The sequence below is a fragment of the Chitinophaga fulva genome (genome assembly GCF_012927205.1).
Classification (GTDB): Bacteria; Bacteroidota; Bacteroidia; order Chitinophagales; family Chitinophagaceae; genus Chitinophaga; species Chitinophaga fulva.
This window is the reverse complement of sequence record NZ_JABBGC010000001.1, coordinates 1,463,630-1,480,954: the sequence shown is the minus strand read 5'-3', so window position 1 is coordinate 1,480,954 and position 17,325 is coordinate 1,463,630. Positions and strand designations below refer to the sequence as shown.

At 44.5% G+C, this 17,325-nt stretch carries 18 protein-coding genes and 1 tRNA gene; 8 read left to right on the top strand and 11 right to left on the bottom strand.

The window, feature by feature from the left end:
- Positions 1 to 54: 54 nt before the first annotated feature.
- From HHL17_RS06220 to HHL17_RS06205, 4 genes are all read right to left on the bottom strand, one after another.
- Positions 55 to 1,731 (bottom strand): hypothetical protein, encoded by a 1,677-nt coding sequence (locus HHL17_RS06220; RefSeq protein ID WP_169223894.1) that lies wholly within the window; start codon positions 1,729 to 1,731, stop codon positions 55 to 57.
- A 7-nt stretch (positions 1,732 to 1,738) separates the two neighbouring features.
- Positions 1,739 to 2,269 carry an RNA polymerase sigma factor gene (locus HHL17_RS06215; RefSeq protein ID WP_240975100.1) on the bottom strand — a complete coding sequence of 177 codons (531 nt, stop codon included), beginning with the start codon at positions 2,267 to 2,269 and terminating at the stop codon, positions 1,739 to 1,741.
- A gap of 157 nt (positions 2,270 to 2,426) precedes the next feature.
- Positions 2,427 to 2,732, bottom strand: a complete 306-nt coding sequence (locus HHL17_RS06210) for a hypothetical protein (protein WP_169223893.1) — start codon at positions 2,730 to 2,732, stop codon at positions 2,427 to 2,429.
- A 198-nt stretch (positions 2,733 to 2,930) separates the two neighbouring features.
- Complete coding sequence (locus HHL17_RS06205; RefSeq protein ID WP_169223892.1) at positions 2,931 to 3,413, bottom strand: GNAT family N-acetyltransferase; 483 nt, start codon at positions 3,411 to 3,413, stop codon at positions 2,931 to 2,933.
- 268 nt (positions 3,414 to 3,681) lie between these two features.
- Between HHL17_RS06205 and HHL17_RS06200 the strand changes: the two genes are divergently transcribed.
- The gene (locus HHL17_RS06200) at positions 3,682 to 3,969 is read left to right on the top strand and encodes a hypothetical protein (RefSeq protein ID WP_169223891.1); all 288 of its coding nucleotides are present in this window, start codon (positions 3,682 to 3,684) and stop codon (positions 3,967 to 3,969) included.
- Between the two features lie 126 nt (positions 3,970 to 4,095).
- Here the strand turns inward: HHL17_RS06200 and HHL17_RS06195 are convergent, their stop codons facing one another.
- The 3 genes from HHL17_RS06195 to HHL17_RS06185 all read right to left on the bottom strand — a co-directional run bounded on the left by HHL17_RS06195 (position 4,096) and on the right by HHL17_RS06185 (position 6,833).
- On the bottom strand, positions 4,096 to 5,055 hold the full coding sequence (locus HHL17_RS06195) for a lipase family protein (protein ID WP_169223890.1): 960 nt from the start codon (positions 5,053 to 5,055) through the stop codon (positions 4,096 to 4,098).
- Positions 5,056 to 5,316: 261 nt separating this feature from the next.
- On the bottom strand, positions 5,317 to 6,369 hold the full coding sequence (locus HHL17_RS06190) for a hypothetical protein (protein WP_169223889.1): 1,053 nt from the start codon (positions 6,367 to 6,369) through the stop codon (positions 5,317 to 5,319).
- A 53-nt stretch (positions 6,370 to 6,422) separates the two neighbouring features.
- The gene (locus HHL17_RS06185; RefSeq protein ID WP_169223888.1) at positions 6,423 to 6,833 is read right to left on the bottom strand and encodes a winged helix-turn-helix transcriptional regulator; all 411 of its coding nucleotides are present in this window, start codon (positions 6,831 to 6,833) and stop codon (positions 6,423 to 6,425) included.
- A gap of 228 nt (positions 6,834 to 7,061) precedes the next feature.
- Between HHL17_RS06185 and HHL17_RS06180 the strand changes: the two genes are divergently transcribed.
- The 6 genes from HHL17_RS06180 (at position 7,062) to HHL17_RS06155 (ending at position 11,525) form a co-directional block, all read left to right on the top strand.
- Positions 7,062 to 7,436 (top strand): nuclear transport factor 2 family protein, encoded by a 375-nt coding sequence (locus HHL17_RS06180; protein WP_169223887.1) that lies wholly within the window; start codon positions 7,062 to 7,064, stop codon positions 7,434 to 7,436.
- A gap of 139 nt (positions 7,437 to 7,575) precedes the next feature.
- Positions 7,576 to 8,109 carry a Crp/Fnr family transcriptional regulator gene (locus HHL17_RS06175; RefSeq protein ID WP_169223886.1) on the top strand — a complete coding sequence of 178 codons (534 nt, stop codon included), beginning with the start codon at positions 7,576 to 7,578 and terminating at the stop codon, positions 8,107 to 8,109.
- A gap of 186 nt (positions 8,110 to 8,295) precedes the next feature.
- Complete coding sequence (locus tag HHL17_RS06170; protein WP_169223885.1) at positions 8,296 to 9,195, top strand: alpha/beta hydrolase; 900 nt, start codon at positions 8,296 to 8,298, stop codon at positions 9,193 to 9,195.
- A gap of 285 nt (positions 9,196 to 9,480) precedes the next feature.
- Positions 9,481 to 10,248 (top strand): hypothetical protein, encoded by a 768-nt coding sequence (locus HHL17_RS06165; RefSeq protein ID WP_206155918.1) that lies wholly within the window; start codon positions 9,481 to 9,483, stop codon positions 10,246 to 10,248.
- A 606-nt stretch (positions 10,249 to 10,854) separates the two neighbouring features.
- Positions 10,855 to 11,328 carry a DUF6036 family nucleotidyltransferase gene (locus HHL17_RS06160; protein WP_169223884.1) on the top strand — a complete coding sequence of 158 codons (474 nt, stop codon included), beginning with the start codon at positions 10,855 to 10,857 and terminating at the stop codon, positions 11,326 to 11,328.
- Positions 11,325 to 11,525, top strand: a complete 201-nt coding sequence (locus tag HHL17_RS06155) for a hypothetical protein (protein ID WP_169223883.1) — start codon at positions 11,325 to 11,327, stop codon at positions 11,523 to 11,525. The genes HHL17_RS06160 and HHL17_RS06155 overlap by 4 nt, the downstream gene beginning before the upstream one ends.
- Here HHL17_RS06155 and HHL17_RS06150 read toward each other — a convergent pair.
- The 3 genes from HHL17_RS06150 to HHL17_RS06140 form a co-directional block, all read right to left on the bottom strand.
- The gene (locus HHL17_RS06150) at positions 11,497 to 13,275 is read right to left on the bottom strand and encodes a hypothetical protein (RefSeq protein WP_169223882.1); all 1,779 of its coding nucleotides are present in this window, start codon (positions 13,273 to 13,275) and stop codon (positions 11,497 to 11,499) included. The genes HHL17_RS06155 and HHL17_RS06150 overlap by 29 nt on opposite strands.
- A 257-nt stretch (positions 13,276 to 13,532) precedes the next feature.
- Positions 13,533 to 13,607, bottom strand: a tRNA-Pro gene (locus HHL17_RS06145).
- 150 nt (positions 13,608 to 13,757) lie between these two features.
- Positions 13,758 to 14,747, bottom strand: a complete 990-nt coding sequence (locus tag HHL17_RS06140) for an NADP-dependent oxidoreductase (protein ID WP_169223881.1) — start codon at positions 14,745 to 14,747, stop codon at positions 13,758 to 13,760.
- A 130-nt stretch (positions 14,748 to 14,877) separates the two neighbouring features.
- Between HHL17_RS06140 and HHL17_RS06135 the strand changes: the two genes are divergently transcribed.
- A complete protein-coding gene (locus HHL17_RS06135; RefSeq protein WP_169223880.1) occupies positions 14,878 to 15,732 on the top strand; it encodes an AraC family transcriptional regulator in 855 nt (284 codons plus the stop codon).
- Here HHL17_RS06135 and HHL17_RS06130 read toward each other — a convergent pair.
- A complete protein-coding gene (locus tag HHL17_RS06130) occupies positions 15,710 to 17,317 on the bottom strand; it encodes an arylsulfatase (protein WP_169223879.1) in 1,608 nt (535 codons plus the stop codon). The two genes, HHL17_RS06135 and HHL17_RS06130, sit on opposite strands and share 23 nt — an antisense overlap.
- Positions 17,318 to 17,325: the final 8 nt, after the last annotated feature.

The window sequence follows — 17,325 nt, the reverse complement described above, 5'->3', positions numbered from 1 at the left end:
ATCCTCCAAATATAATAATAAAATTATACTAACGGACGGGGCAAACGTAATGGATCATTTTCGCCGGTTGATCTTCCATCTGAGCAATAGCTCCAATTGCATTACGGGCTTCATATTACCACCTATGGAGTCTCTTGACGTGTGTAATACGGGAACGGCCGTACGTACCGCTGCCTGCCATCTGGCATGGTCATAGTAGATTTCACCTGTTATATTCCCGTGGAATTTGCTGATACTGTTCCAGACCTTGCTTTTTTCGCTCCTGATGGCTGTCTGGGTGTGTTCACCTAAACTGTCATGGGATTGCGTCACTTCCAGGATGGAAGCGGTACGTCCGTAATACGCCTGCACGCCTGCGGCACCGAAGAAATTACCAGCAATCCGGTGATGATAAGCCAGCGAAGCGCTGTAGCCGAAGGTCTGCAGGAGGGTGCTGGCCATCCAGTCGATGTTCCATCCCATGGTTTTGTTGATATAGTAAGGCTGATTCCTGTATGGTTGCGTACTCATGGCATTGACGTCCAGGCTTAGGGCCGCATTGTTCCAGGTACGCTGCACCCTTATGCCGGGAATCGCCAGCCTGTATAGCTGGGTATTCCCATCGGGACCTTTATAATAGGCAGGGCTGCTGACTACAGGCAGCGGTACGCTCCATTGTGCCATCAGTTGCCAGTATCCCGGGGTATAGGATTTGGTGCGGGGCACGCGGTAACCCGCAAGACGGTCCATGGTTTCACTGCCCACTTTCAAAGGATGGTCCGTTGATGCTTTATCCACATGAAGCGGAAGTTGCTGCAGGGTCAGCCGGGCAGGTAACCCAGGTTTTAGCATGGCGGCTGTTTTGGAGTGGTTATTGTCTGCCAGGCCTACTACTGCAACATTATTTTCTTCCGGGTTATTGGCAGGGGGCAATGCATTACTGACATCGCCTGGCTGCTGTTGACCGGACTTTAGTTTTTGTTGGTTAACTGACTTTGAAATCCTGCCAGGGGTAGTGCCGTGAGTGGGCTGGCCATTTGAGGCCATATGCGTGCTGGCCGGTGTTACAGTGGCATCGGCATGACGCGAAACATTTCCCGCAGCAGGAGCGGTGGTGCTGGCATGGGTTGTTTTGTTGGCAGCAGCAGCTTTTGGCGCTACCATACCGGCAGCAGGCGTGTGCGTTGTATTATTCGTATTTGTAACGGTCGTTGTCTTCGTTGCTGAAGTAGCAGTGACAGGAGCATTCGCCGCTATTACCTCAGTAGCAGACGGATGTATGGCATTTCCCGTAAATGTGCTGACGGGTGCATTCAGGGCAGATTTGTCTGAGGCTGCCGGTGTATTTGCGCCGGCAGGTGATGTTGTACTAATGGCCAGGGTTGTATCCGGTGTTGTAACGATGGAGCTTTCATCAGCCATGGTGTCTGTTGCCAGGGTAGTACTATCTTTTGTAGCGATGGGACTGACCTCCACCGGAGTTGGTACCGTTACAGGTTGATTGATCCGGTGTATGCTATATAATACCACACCGGATACAAATATGGCGGCGACTGCATATTTAACAATCGGCAGTATTTTAGCGACGATACCTGATGAGTTGGGGGTGGTATGTCCACCGGCCTGGTGTGTCACAGGCATCACTTCATTCAGCCGTTGCTCCATGAGCTTCCAGCTGTCATCAGCGGGAGGTATGGGAATGGGGACATTGCCATCGTCCCGGAAGTGTTTATGCAGGTTACTTTCACTCACTCAGGTATCATTTAAGGTAATGTTGCTCCAATATCGGTTTCAGTTTAGTTCGTGTTTCACTCAGGTGCCATTTCACTGTTCCCGTGCTCTGTTGCAGCATTTCAGCAATATCTTTCACCGGGACGCCCTCCAGATAGAATAACGAGCATACAGCCCTGGTAGATGGAGGCAACGCATCGAGCAGTTTATAGATATCTTCCCAGGCCAACTTGCTCAGGATATTATTTTGCGTTGCCACCATCTCTTCGTCAATTTCATTATGGGACGGCCATTTACGGTTCTTTATTTTATCCAGTGCCGTATTTCTGACAACCGTATATACCCAGTTAAAAAATTCGCCCTTATCTGCGTCGTACTTATCCAGTTGTGTAAATACCCGCAACATGCCATCATTCAATACTTCCACCGCCTCTTCATGCTGGCTGAAGAATTTCCTGCACAATAGGAATAGTGCCGGATAGAACTTCCGGTATAGTTTTTCCTGGCTCCGCCTGTTATTGGTCAGGCACTCACGTACCATTTGCTGTAAATCTTCCAAGGGCAATCCGTTACAGTAGCAAAAGTGGGTTATCAAAACGGGGAAAGTTGCTATAGACTATTAGTCATACAGCAACTATCGTTTTTACTATCAATTCTGCGCGCGAATGTAGAACAGAATACGATTTTTCTAACATGATAGCATATACGTAATCAGGTTACCTCCTCCGGGAACTGTCCGGGCGTGGATGCCACGGCGTATCAATCGGATGTCTGGGGCTGTCTACGGGGACTTTGGGACTGTCCACTGGCCAATGAGGTTTGGTGGTATCTCCTGGATGGGGAATAGAATCGTGCCGGGTCGTGTCCCTGGGGTTACCAGCAGAATCAAGTCCGGCAGCAAGTTTCGCCGCTTTTTCGGCTGCCAGCTCCTGGCGGGCCACTTCTGTCATGTCCTTTCTGCAACCGATCACACAGCAAATACCAAGCATTACTGCCAAAAAATAAAGGGGAAGATATCTCATAGAAAAGTTTGTTTATAATAGTAAACGGCGGGAATAATCGGAAAGGTTGGGTACGTAGGGGAGAAAATAATGGTAGATAAGTTCAACAACCAGAATCGGTTGTTAACATATCGTCAGCCTGCTCCAATAGCGGATTTACAGGAACCTAAAAAGGTATGTTTTGAATAAGGAGAGCTTAAGGTCAAAAAAATATTGCAGCTAGATCAGTTTGTAAATGAATTCTTCTATTTCTGTTTGCCGGGCATTTGCAAACCCTTTGTCAGTTCCAATTCTTATGAAGCGGCATTTCTCCAATACCCGCTGTGAACCGAGATTGTCAAATGCTACCCGTCCGAAAATAGGTCTGGCATTTTCGATGGTTAAAAAATCATGCAGTGCTATTGTGGCGATCCCATTTCCCCAGAATTGTTTATCAATCCAATAGGTAATTTCTGCATCGCCTTCCATTTCAAACTTTGCGATGCTTCCTGCAATCATGTTATCCACTATGATGGTGCACATATTTATAGTAGGGTCACTGAGAAACTTGGTGTATTTCTGAAGATAAGCTGGTTTATCGGTCGGGTCTTTTGCAGTAAAAGCGGCTAAGTAGTTGGCCTCTTCGTCAAGCTGGAAGATAAAGAAGTGCTCTAAATCGGCGGCTACTGTTTTGCGCAATGTTATTTCGCGATCGTTTACCATTTTATGTAGATTTTTATTGGCGATAGTTTAAACATACAAACAGTTCTTCCTTAACATTTACTATCTGTTGTTGTAAGATACTACAAAAAACAGAAACAGAACATTCTTCAGGGAACCGCGAATATTGACCCATTTGCCGCACATATTGATTGACGCCTCCTTCTCTCTTGTTTCTACTATTTCTTGCATCAAAATAAAACATTCATCACTTTATAACCACCTCCATTTCGAATAATTTAATCATCATTCAAAACCCAAAAGTAAAATCATGAAAAAAATAGTATTAGCCATCGCACTTTTCGCTGTAAGCATGGGCGCCTTCGCCACAGAAACCAAAGCCAAAGAGGCAGCTCCGAAAGTAGTAGAATTTAGTCTTAACAATACAAAAGCCACTGAAAAAAGCACCAAAACTGCAGCTTTTTCAGAATGTTTCGGCTTTCGTGACGGATGTGGAAGCATCCTGCTGGTGTATATGTCCGGTGGCACCTCCATGCAAAGGTACCGTGCAGCGCTGAGATTTGCAGAAAGCCAGATGGACTCCAACGGCTGTTTCTAGTCAATCAGCAGAATATGAGAGGGTGGGTTTTCCGATAGTGTATAGACGCATTACTGCCATCTGTCAATAGCAAGGGAATAAACGGGGGACCGGCAGCAAAATTTTGCTGCCGGTCCATTTTAAGCTTTATGCCTTACAGGCACCACTATTGTATTCCTCCATGATACTCGGGTCATCAGTCCCGTTAAGGTTTTCCAATACATATTGGTACACCGGCAGCTGGTGCGCACATCCAGCACCGGTCTTTACCAGCGAATACTTTGTCGAATCGATCTGGTAGCCGCCGGCTACCTGGATATAGATATTAGTTCCGTTTTGGAGATATATCGGAAGGCCAGGAACAACGTCCGGTGCGTTATGTATGCGATGGTTTTCACCTACGCTGCTGTTATACGTGTTAGCGAAGGTCGCATCACCTGATATCGGAGACGCATAAGTATATACGCACAGGTCCATGCCTTTGCCCATTCCAACAGAAGCTGCGGCAGCAAAGTAGGTGGCCAGCGAAGCTCCCAGGCTATGACCAGCAACCACTGTCCGCACTTTTTGAGCATCCGGCATTACCAGTGACGGATCTGCTGCAACAATATTTAACAGGACCGGCACTATCTGCAATTCAGAATCGGGTGGAGATACGAGCAGGCCTGATTCATAAAGATCATAAAAGCCGGATGGAACCTGTGCACCGTTGTTAAACTCGTTAAAAGCCTTAGGCACGAAAAAGGCGTCTGCGAGCGCTTCCAGTAAATTTTCTGTACCGCGGATAGCCATCACGTATTCTTTAGAGCTCTTATTTTGTGCGATAAAACCGTAATAGACCTGATCCTTGTTTCCGGGAATAATAATGTCATTCATCTGTATATTATACAGCAGGTAGTAGTTGGTCAAAAAGTCTGTGTCTACCAGCGCCTGGAATTCCGTATCGTCCAGGATATTCTGATACGCTTTTAGTGAAGGATTAAGTTGGGTGGCCTTATCTTTATTCGCTACTGCCTGTTTGTAGAGAATATCCGCCAGGTTGACAATTTTGGCGTACTGAACAGCTTCGGACAAAGACACGGATGAGGGTTTGATTTGAGTTTCCATGGAAAATGGTTTAAGGGTGAAAAATTGAATTGATTATTGAGGGTATTAAATTTATCTGACAATAACTTAGGGCTCCTAATTTAATACAATTTTTCATTTTTCCAACGTTATAATTTCCCCATACAAAATATCAAAAATCGCCCAAACAGGTTTACAATGACTCCGTTTAAAGCAGGTTTATTGTCCTGAAAACCCGTTCTATTTGAGCCAATGCAAATCAGACAATATTTTCCGCGGATGTGCTCTCTTGGTATCCGGACTTTAATTATTCGTTTTCTGCAATATCATTTTCATGGAATCATTCCCCAATACTCCGGTCAGCGCTATATTTCCGGAGGGATTAACCGGAGACATCACACCCGTAAAAACAGGCTTCCCCGTTGATGCCCATTTTATTTCCAGCTGATCGCCTTTCTTTTTATAAATCCCATACCATCTTCTTTGTGTGGTATTAAATTCAAAGACACATCCATTCTTAATATCAAAATATACCCGGGTGAGTATGCTGTCTTCGCAACTGGAAGGGTTAAGGACCTGCTGATTGACCGTCATCTGCTTCACTTCATATTTACCCATGAGCTGCGGATCTCTGTCCGGCTTCTCCCGCATCGCAATTAACAGCAAGGGTATATAAATAATAGAAAGGCGAACCGCTGTTTTAAAATATTGGGAAATAGGCAGAGACGGCAACTGATCTTTTGCAGCAAAGAAAAACGCTTTCAACCGGTCAAACTCGATGAACAGGAAATACAAGACACCAGCCATCATGATGGAAGCGTGAATAACCACGGTGGTACCGATCTGGTAAAAGATATCCATCAATAAAATGTTGGCGAGCACAGGCAACAACACAAAAACACCCGCCAGCCTCGTTCTGCTGAATAATAGCAACATAGCACCCATTATCTGGCATCCGGCAATCATACAGCCCAAAGGGTAAGAGTGGCTGAAAAAAGCCCAGAACAGGTCTTGTGATGAAAAACTATTGAAGGGCAGATCGAGCTTGCTCAGCGGTACCACAAACTGAAAATGAAAGAGCTTCTCCCATCCAAATGTGGCGAGGTCAAATGCCACACCGTAGCGCAAGGCACCCTGCCAGAAAGCCAGCGTAGCCGGATTATTCGTTTTTCTAACCGACCAGATAACAGCATAAATAACAGCAGCAGCCAGCAACAGCGCAGGAACGATAGTTATCATCCTGATAGGCAGCCACGCCCTGATAAATGTAAAACAGATACGCAACACAGCTGCGCCAATTACCAGTCCGGCCAGTGTACAGGTAATGATTTTCTGGAACAAAGGGATTTTTTGCATGTAACGTGGAATTGGATGATAAGACGCATAAAAACAGGTTTTCCATAAGGCCTTTAGCTGCCAACGTTCTCTGATGCATCATATTTTTGCTGCAGCTCATTCATGACTACCGAAGGTGTAGACAAGGTATCTCTTTTCACCTTTTCCTCCTGCAAATGTGCATAACCCCAAAGAATGATTTTTTCAATAACCGGAATCAGGTTCTGTCCCTCTATCGTGAGCATATATTCCACTTTAGGTGGAACTGAGAGAAAGGATTGTTTCTCCACCATCCCCTTTTCCTCAAAAAATTTAAGGTTTTCAGTCAACACCTTTTCGCTGAGGTTAGGTAAGGCATCTTTCAGGACGTTAAACCGCGTGGCTCCTTTCCGCAACTGCCAGAGGATACCCATTTGCCATTTCCCGCCAATATACTGAAGTGCATGTTGTACCGGACAACCGGCCAATGTTTCCTTTGAAGCCATGTTACATCCTTTAATTACCTCAAGGTAAGTTAATTACCTGAAGGTACATTTCACCGATGAACAGGATTATGTGCTTACTTTACAGTGCTATAGCCCCTAATAAATAGCTGTTGAATAACCTCCTTATACAGAATCAATTGAGAATCAAAATCAATTACTATGACTAAGACATTATTGACGCTTTCTTTCCTTCTCTTGACAAGTTTATTTTCTTATGGTCAATCCAGTATGGAAAAGGAAATCAGACGGCTGGAACAGCAGGAAGTAGTGGCGATACAGAAGGCCGATACAACAACCCTGTTACAGATCTGGTCAAAGGATTTTGTTGTTAACAACCCCTATGGCCAAATTGTAACATTACCGCAAATACTGGCTTTTATACGCGAAGGCAAAATAGATTATACCTCGTTCGAAAGAATAATAGAACGGGTAACAATTGTGGATAACATCGCCATCACCATGGGTAAAGAAATTGTCATCCCGGAGAAGGCAACGCAACATGCAGACAAAAAAGTAACGAGGCAATATACCGATGTATGGATGAAAACAAAGGATGGCTGGCGTGAAGTGGCCAGGCAGGCCACCATTGTGAATATTGAATAGCAGGTAGGGACAATTACATTGGGGAGTGGAAATGCCACTACAAGATAAGATGCTAAAACTATTTGCATTTCTATCAACCAAACTTATCTTTGGCTTATTATTCATCAAGTTGTTTTCTGTATTAGAAAATATATCCAAAATGGCAAGCTTGTCCAACGAGGCTGTTGAGCTTCTCAACAAGCATATTGCCTTTATGGATACTCCTAAAGGCACCTTTCTGATAAAGCAGGGGCAGCGCTGTGATCATTTCTACATTATTGAAAAAGGGTTTGCGCGGATATTTTCTGTTATTGACGACAAGGAAATCACCACCTTATTTGCCAGGGAAAATGATATCATCACATCAACTTATGCTTTGTTTACCCAAACCGGCAGTGATGAAAATGTTGAAGTATTGGAAGACTCCGTTCTGCTGAAAATAAATTACTCAACGTTTATCAACCTCTGTAAGGATCACCCGGATCTGTTCAACCTATACCGGTTGCTGATGGAAAAGCACTATCTCGCACTGGAAGAAAGAACATTGTCCCTTCAATTTGACAACGCTTTAGAACGTTACCGCAAACTTGTTTCGCGGCACCCCTTTATCCTGCAAAGAGCATCACTTTCTTCAATAGCTTCCTTCCTGGGCATGTCACCCGTAACACTGAGCCGTATGCGGGCTCAGATCTGACAGCCATTTTTTAGCATTTGCTAAAAAATCATCTTCTTACCGCACCTAAATTTGCTTTACCCAACAATATTGAAATGGTAAAGACATTTTTGCCCTTTTTACTTTATTGAGTTTACTACTTCCTGCTCAATTTCTCCGCGGCCTGCAGACAGTTATGGGGTCGTTCAAAATACTAACTCTTATTATATGGAAAGACCAAGTTTCAAAAGCAAATTTTACCGGATACTCATCCGTGTAATGGGTATAAAATCAAAAATCGAAAAGGAATTCAGGACCGGAGATTTCAGTAAATTCCACCAAGCCGCCAGTATACCAGGTAAAGTAAAAAGTCAGTGTGACGTCCTATATCGAAAATCACCCACAGGGAGAACAATCTGGGAACTGAAGAAAAAAAACAGCAAGCCGCAACGCTATATATTTTTTCTGCACGGAGGCGGTTTTGTTGCTAATATCACCAAATATGATTGGTATTTTCTAAACAGGATCGTACAACATACAAGTTTGGGAATTGTGGTGCCCGACTACCCGCTGGTTCCTGCAAGCAATCACAAAAATGTGTTTGACATGGTAGTACCTGCATATGAAGAACTGCTGAAGCAGGCCGGTAGCGAAAACGTAATATTGATGGGGTTCTCTGCAGGTGGGGGAATTGCTTTTTCGCTTGCGCAATACGCCAGCAACAATCACCTTGCCCAACCCTCTCAAATCATTTTGTTGTCCCCTCTTCTGGATGCCACCATGCGGAATCCCGACATTCCGATAATTGACAAGTATGACCCCTACATCGATATTAAGGGACTCAGCAAATCTATTTCAATCTATGCCGCAAACACTGACATTTCCAATTATATGATAAGCCCGATATATGGCGATCTGGAAGGCCTGGCCCCCATCCATTTATTTGCCGGGACCCACGAAGTGGTATTGCCCGATGCAAGAAGGCTGGTAGCGCTTGCAAGTGAAAGAAACATTGCCATTAATTATTACGAATACAAGGAAATGTATCACGCATGGATTTTTCTAAATATGCCCGAGGCTGAAGACGTATTCAATAAATTGATGCGTATTCTGCAACAGGGGAAATAGTGTGGGAATCTGCTTATGAGAACGTTCATTCAAACCCCAAGCGGTTGTATCAAAATATGATACAACCGCTTGGGATTTTCCGTCGGAGCAAAAATATAAATGGCTGTGTATTTTCAAAATTTTCTAAACCAGGTTCACCCAGCTTTAACGGATATCTAATGCCTGATGCACTCCGCCTGAATATTTTCCCTACAGTCACACCCTACTATTGAATGATCTTCAATATAGCCATCAAATGGCTTTTGCTGATAATGCTATCTTTAGCTATCATCAGTATCATTCGTTATGGCAAAACAGCTTTCTATCATCACCTTCACCGGCAGGCTCGGCAACCTGATCGGTTACAGGCGTAATGGCAAACACTTCCTGCGAAGCATGCCTTCATACGTCCGGCAGACGGCAGCTACCCGCAGGGCTGCTCAACGATTTGGCATAGCCAGCAAAAAAGGGGCGCTCATCCGCAGGGCTTTTTCCGGCAAGCTGGATGCTGGTTGCGATAGCGGGCATATCAACAGGCTGACCAGCGCACTCATTCCCGCCACCGGTAATAACATCAGGAGCATTACCGGCTTCAGGTTCAACCGGCATACGGGAACAGACAGGTTTCTCATCCATGCTCCCAGGCTTTCCTGTGATGGTATCCTGTACATTCCGCCACAGGCATTACCTGCATACAAAGGCATCAACAGCCTGGAAATAAAGGTGATCGCCGCCCGTATCCATTTCGCTACACACCAGGTAGCAGGTACGGAAAGCGCTGTGCTCATAGTAAAAACCGGAGAAGATTTTAAAGGAGCAGCGTGTAATGTGGACGTACCGGGTAAAGGAACATTGATAGTTGTTCTACAGGTAAGAGGTATACAGGACCATGTTCCTTCCTGCAACACGAAATACTTCGCCGCTGATATTATTGCAGCAGAGCCGCCGCCACCCCTGCCGGAGATCCTGCACAAACAGATCTGTCCGGAATTCCCCCGGTTAAACCTGCAGCCAGAAAAAATACCTGCCGCTGCATCAGTGCAACTCCTGCTCCCTGTCATTCAGCGGGAATAAGCCATTTCCTGCCTGGCAACTGTATACTGATGATCCCTTTGAACTACATACTCCCACCTACTGCCCGCAGGCTTAACCTGTGGTCTGCCTTTACATGGATGTCCTGCATCTTCTCCATCCTTCCTGTTACATTTCATTAAAACTATACATCCAAAGAACACCCCCCGCATCAAGTCCACCTTTCCCCCTGGGTTACTATAGGCGTGCTGTATGTACCATAGCGATATATCCAGGGAAACACTCCTTTCTCATTGCTGTCGCCAGGCAATGTGTTGTTACTTCATCCCCCAAGTTTTCAACTTGATCCGTGAAATGATTTTAGGGTTAATTATTTAGCCTAAAAACAAAAAAGCCATCTGAGTACTCAGATGGCTTTTTTCCGTCGGGGGGAACGGACAAATTTCGAACTCTTTTATAGCAGACAAGAATGATTCTTTGTTTTAATGCCAAAATATGGTAATGCCAGAAAGTAGCTCATGTAATTAGATTCTTTTTTCTGAAATGAGCCGATTCGAGGGCTTATTCGGCTCATATTTTTCCGTAAATTGAGCCGAATAATTAAAATATTCGGCTCATGGTATACTCCATGAGCTCAATATCCCATATATGCTTTCGGGTAGTGTGGAGATGAGTTTATACATCGTGCCAAGAGCAACAAGGGATTTTGACTTTATCATACATCTTGAATCCAAAGATATCGACAGCTTTATTGCAAATTTTGAGAATGGGTATTATTGTGATAAAGATGCCATACAAGATGCGATAAATCGCCGAAGCATGTTTAACATTATTGATCATGCTTCTGACTTTAATGCAGATTTTGTTGTTTTGAAGCCTGATCCATTCAGACAAATAGAATTCAGCAGAAGGATACAGATAGATTTTTGGGGTCAAATAGTCTACGCAGTTTCGGTTGAAGATCTGCTTATTTCTAAACTCATATGGATTCAGACATATCAGTCTGCAATGCAAATAGAAGATATCAAGAATCTGGCTTCACTCGAAACGCTGGATTGGGACTATATTAAAGACTGGGTTGGCAAGCTTAATTTGAATACCTTTAATCTTCTTAAAACATGACCGACACACCTGACCATATAAAACAATTGCAGCTTAAAATCTGGCTTTCCAAATCTCCTGGGGAAAGACTTAGACAAATGATGGAGGACAATACAGCTTTACATGCCTTTTGGAGGACAGCAAAAGAACAAAAAGGGGAAACAATCAGTTTAACAAAATTTACTATAATTAATTCAGTATTTGGGTTGGGTTCTTAACGTTAAGAAATTCTGCGAGTTTTTTACCTTTTAAAGAACCCAGTATTATTTCTTGTGCGATAAAAAAATCTTCAATTGTAATTTTGCCGTCGTTATCTGTATCAACACCCATTTCAGCCATATAGTCAAGAACTGAATTCAGAATGAATGTCAGATAATACTTGATATGTGATATATGTACATAAATACCATTTTTTATTGCTGCATTATGAACAATTTCATTCCTAATTCTATACAATCTTGTAAAATTCCAGATCAAATTATCCTGATGATGTTTCAGTGATTCCTCTATCTTATTAGGCTCTTCATACCATTTTTGAAAAAACTGAGTTCTAAACTTTAATAATTCACTGTTCGTTTGAGCACAAATATCTCTATAACTATTTATGGATAACAGATAATTCAAATCGTCACTATAGTTGTTTATTACACCACTTAGGCCTTGTCTACCTAGTGCTTTGTGAAAATCGAACATATTCCGTTTAACATAAATCAACGCGTGACACTTGGGGAAATATCTCCTTATCCTATCAATAGTTTTTTCCTCACTATTAAACGCCGTAAATATGTATTCCAAACCAATCCAATAGTTCAATAGTTTAGTTTCTACTTCCGGAGATTCCCCAGCCGTTCTATAATATCTTACAGCTGATAATATTTTGTTATAGCTTTCTTTGTCAATATTGTTATTTTGTATTTTCTGTATTTTATCAAGCAATTTATTGAATACCTCCGAATTACTTCTGGTATAGCCATCTATCTGAAAATTACTGGGAAATGTTGCTGATTTTGATAAATCTCTCTCTCCAATCACAGCACACTGGTCACCTATTTTGAATACATGTTGATTAAATCCAAGATGATAAATATCAATATCTTTAGACAATTTATCCAGCGATTTTTCAATCGCTTTTACATAATCTCTCGCTTCTACTCTAAGTCCAATAAGGTTACTCTCTTTATTCTTATCTAAAAATGCATTCACTTGCTGCGAAAGCCTCTTTTGATGTGAATTCCTAAATGATTTCGAAATTTTCTGATAAGTATCATCAATTTTATTGAGTTCAGAATGTCGAAATGCACCTCCAAGTATTCTATATATAACCAAAAAACGTTCCTCTGTTTTAGTTATCAACGAGGTAAAAATTCTAAAACGATCCTTAAAGGTCAGGCTTCTCTTTCGAATAAATATTATTTGGAAAAAATTATACAGATATTGCTTACTATACCCCTTATGAATTAACGCGACAAGTAAATGGTTTGAGAGAACAATCAATTTCTTCTGTAAGTCATTAACATCATTCCTAAATCTAGAGGTGCCATCATCATTCAAGAACTTATGGGAATAAACCAATTTGTATAATGAGTGAAGAAGATATCTCTCATATTGTTCATTATCTCTCAACACAATCTTACTTGATTGGATTAAGAGTTTATAGTTCGACTTATCAAATTTGGAAATGGTTTCGGAATAATATTTTTTATTAAGGTTGGTGAAATTCAATCCATGATTCTCATTATCGATTATTTTTTTCAGCTCCTTACAAGTATAAACAACGTAGTCATTGTTTGTAAGAATACCAGATACCGATTCCGCAGCTACTGTAATCAATTCTTCGATTAAGGTCTTAGGATTATGTAGTCTTAATCTGTAAGTATCAATCGTATTGCTATACAGTAATTCAATTCCCTTCTCAATAAATAGTTTTTCAAACGGGTTTGTGCCGTAGATCAGGCTTATATTTTGCATATACAAAATTATTACTTATTTTTGTACGCAATACGATAAAAAAATCATATTTAACGATACAGAAAGGGGCTCGGGAGTTTACCTCTATTGATAGATTTAGGTCTTGAAAATAAGTTAATTTTCGTTCCCCTAAGAAACCAAAGGTTAGCAGATATCTGCTAACCTTTTTCATTTTTATTAGCGTTAAAAGTCCTTTACTTGGCTCTGATTCCTAAAAACAAAAAAGCCATCTGAGTATTCAGATGGCTTTTTCTCCGTCGGGGCGGCAAGATTCGAACTTGCGACCTCCTGCTCCCAAAGCAGGCGCGATAACCGGGCTACGCTACGCCCCGAAGTCCCCTTGGACCAACTCCTCAGTACTTTGTTTCCTGATTTGTGGAGTGCAAAGGTAGGGATATTAAAATGATATCCAAAAAAATTTCAAATAAAAAAAAGTTATCTACTGAAGACACCCTATAGACGGGCATCTTCAGCAGATATTTTTATGCTGACACCGGCATGCGGATGATAATTTTTCCCTGAGCGGTACCTTTTTGCTGTGCGGCGAAAGCGGCTTTCATATCAGTAAATTCAAAAATACCGGCGATTTTAGTGATGATGCTGCCATCGTGCAACAGCTGTGCGATAGCATCAATAGCACTTTCATCGTTGGTGACCATTTTAAAAGCGGCATTGAGCCCTTGCTCCTGGTACCGCTGCTGTTCTGCTTTACTGAGACTGGAAGGCAGATAGAAAAGAGGCGCACCGGGTTTGAGGTGACGGGCAAACCAGGGGGCGGCATTCCGGCCACCGGCGTCCAGCACGAGGTCCAGCTGCAGCGGTGTAGCAGTAGCAGCATCGAAAGAAGTATACTCCAGCACTTCGTCGGCGCCCAGTTCGGCTGCCAGCGCGGCATTGGCCGGATTGGTCAGCGCGATGACATATGCCCCCAGATGTTTGGCCATCTGCACGGCATAATGCCCTACGCCGCCGGTGGGAGCGGTGGTGAGGATACGGTCACCGGGCTTAACGGTATAATGCGCTACGAGGCACTGCCAGGCGGTAATAGCGGCCAAAGTGGCGCCAGCGGCGGCCTCAAAGCTCACCTGTGCGGGCTTCAGCGCGAGGTGTGATGCCGGGGCAGCTACATATTCGGCATAAGCTTTACCATGACCCGGGAAATGGACCATGCCAAATACGGCGTCGCCCACTTTAAATTTAGTGACATCGCTGCCTACGGCGGTGACTATCCCGGCGATGTCCCAGCCCAGGATAATAGGTGATACACCGTCAAATACTCCGGCGGCGCTGGCACGTATCTTTTCTCCGTCACGTACAATGGTATAGTCCTCCAGTGTCTTTACATCTACAGGATTGATGGCCAGGGCATGGGTCTTTACCAGCACTTCATCGGCGGCAATAGCAGGAATAGCTGTTTCTGTTACTGCCAGCGGAGATGCAGGGTCGAGTTGTTCTAATACTATAGCTTTCATCTTTCGGTAATTTTTGGTACTGGCAAAGGTAGAAGGCCAGCTGCCGATGGAGTGGTAAACAGAAAGGGAAGAACGGTAACGAGATGGGATACCCCTGAAGGGCCAGTCCCAAAATATGTAACTTAGCGGTATGGAAAAAGCACACTCACCCTTTAGCGTCAGTATAGAAACACTGGACCACTGGGAGAAACGGAACCGGCGGAACAATTTTTTTGAACTGGTCTATATTATCGAAGGGAAAGGCGCACAATGTGTCAACTATAACCACATCTCTTACCAGGAAGGCAGCGTATTCCTGCTACCGGCGTCGGACTGCCATACGTATACCATCACGGAAGAAACCACCTTCCTTTTCATCCGTTTTACGGCGACTTACTTCTCCAGCGGTGAAGATTGTGTGATTGACTTTGGTAAATGGTTCTGCCGGCTCAACTTCATTATCGGCAACTACAACCGACTGCCCGGGGAACTCGTCAGCGATCCGGTGGACAAACAACACCTCATACAGCTGTTGCGGTTACTGATGGTAGAAACCCAGCGTAACGACCTGCATACACGCCGTATCATGCAGAGTACCATGGTCACCGTACTGGAACTGATTGCCCGCAACGTGGCGGCGGTGATATCTCCCCAGGCCCTGTACGAAGAGAAAAAATTTGCGGACATGCTGCTGCATATACACTACCATCTGCTGGATGAAGAGATGATCTCCCCGCAATACCTGGCAGAAAGGTTCCATATTTCAGCGACCTATTTCAGCGAATATTTCAAACGCAATGCCAGCGAAACCTACCAGGAGTTCGTGCTTCGGTCCAAGCTGAAACTGGCGGAAGCCAAGGCGCTGTACACGGACATCCCTTTTAAGGAAATAGCATACGACCTTGGCTTCACCGACAGCAGTCACCTCAATAAAATGATGAAACGTTTTTATAACAAAGGCATGTCAGCTATCCGTAAAAGCGCTATAGCCGCCCCTTTGGCTTGATCTGCTCATATTCCACCACGCCGGTACGTTTGGCCCACTCAAAATAGGCGGCTGACAACTCATTGACCAGCTGCGGATTTTTGGCGGCCAGGTCGTTGGTTTCCCCGCGGTCTTCATCGATGTTGTACAGTTCCCACCGGTACTGCGGGTAGATGGACACCAGCTTCCATTTGCCTTTGCGTACAGCGCGGTTACCAGCCCTCTCCCAGAATACGGGTTCCTCGCGGTGCAGGTCTTCCCCGCGGAAGAAGAGTCCTGTCAGGCTACGGCCGGGTAACGGATTCGGCTGTACGCCTTTATACTGCTGCGGATACCGGGCGCCGGCCAGCTCATAGAATGTAGGCGCGAGATCTATCAGATGGGCAGTGCCACGGGCGATGCTGCCACCTTTGATTTTAGCGGGATACCAGGCAATCAGCGGGGAACTGATACCACCTTCATACATGAAGTTCTTAAACGCACGGAAAGGCGTATTGGACACATACGACCAGTTTTTTCCCTGCGACTCAAATGAGCCGGCAGTACCTACCGGACCGGCATTACGGGCAGCCCGTTTTCCACCCCAGTGCGCCACATCTTCTGCCGGCGCACCGTTGTCAGAAATAAATACAATCAGCGTGTTATCATCTTTTTTCAACGCTTTCAGTTTATCCAGCACCTTACCCACACCCTGGTCCATACGGTCTACCATGGCGGCATACACCTCCATCTTGGCTTTCCACAGTTCTTTTTCATCGTAGGTAAGGCTGTTCCATTCGGGCACGTCCGCATCGCGGGCAGCGACGGTCTGCTGCGCATCAAGAAGGCCCAGTTGCCGCTGTTTTGTTAACCGTTCGTTGCGCAACGAATCCCAGCCGATATCATAGCGGCCTTTGTATTTGGCAATGTCTTCGGGAAGTGCCTGCAGCGGCCAGTGTGGCGCATTAAAGGCGAGATACAGAAAGAACGGTTTGTTGCTTTTGCTTTGCTCTTCCAGGTATTTCACCGCATGCCCGGCGATCTCGTCAGTGAAGTAATAACTGTTATCTGCCGGATGCAGGCGCTGATTATTTTCTACGAGGACTACCGGATACTCCGTACCAAACAACGGCATCGGCCTGGCATCAAAATAATCGGCTCCACCGCCGATCACACCGTAATATCGCTCAAAACCACGCTGATTGGGCCATGCGAGGCTATCATTACCTACGTGCCATTTGCCGGACATCAGCGTATTGTAACCCGCCGTTTTCAGCACCTCCGCCAGGGTCAGGGACTCTTTATTCAGAAAACCCTGGTAGGCGGGCAGCCCGAGGTTTACATCGAAAAAACCAACGCCGGCTTTGTGTTGGTATTGACCGGTCATCAAAGAAGCCCGGGTAGGCGCACAGATAGAGTTGTTGTAAAATTCCTTCAGCCGCAACCCCTCTTTGGCGAGGCGGTCCAGGTTAGGCGTATGGATCTCCGAACCATAAGCCCCGAGATCGGAGTAGCCCATGTCATCTACCAGGATGAGGATAATATTGGGTTTCTTCGTTTGCGCATGTAGGTTACCTGCGGCCAACAGCTGTGCGATAGCTGCCAGTGCTATCCATATTTTTTTCATGTTTGATT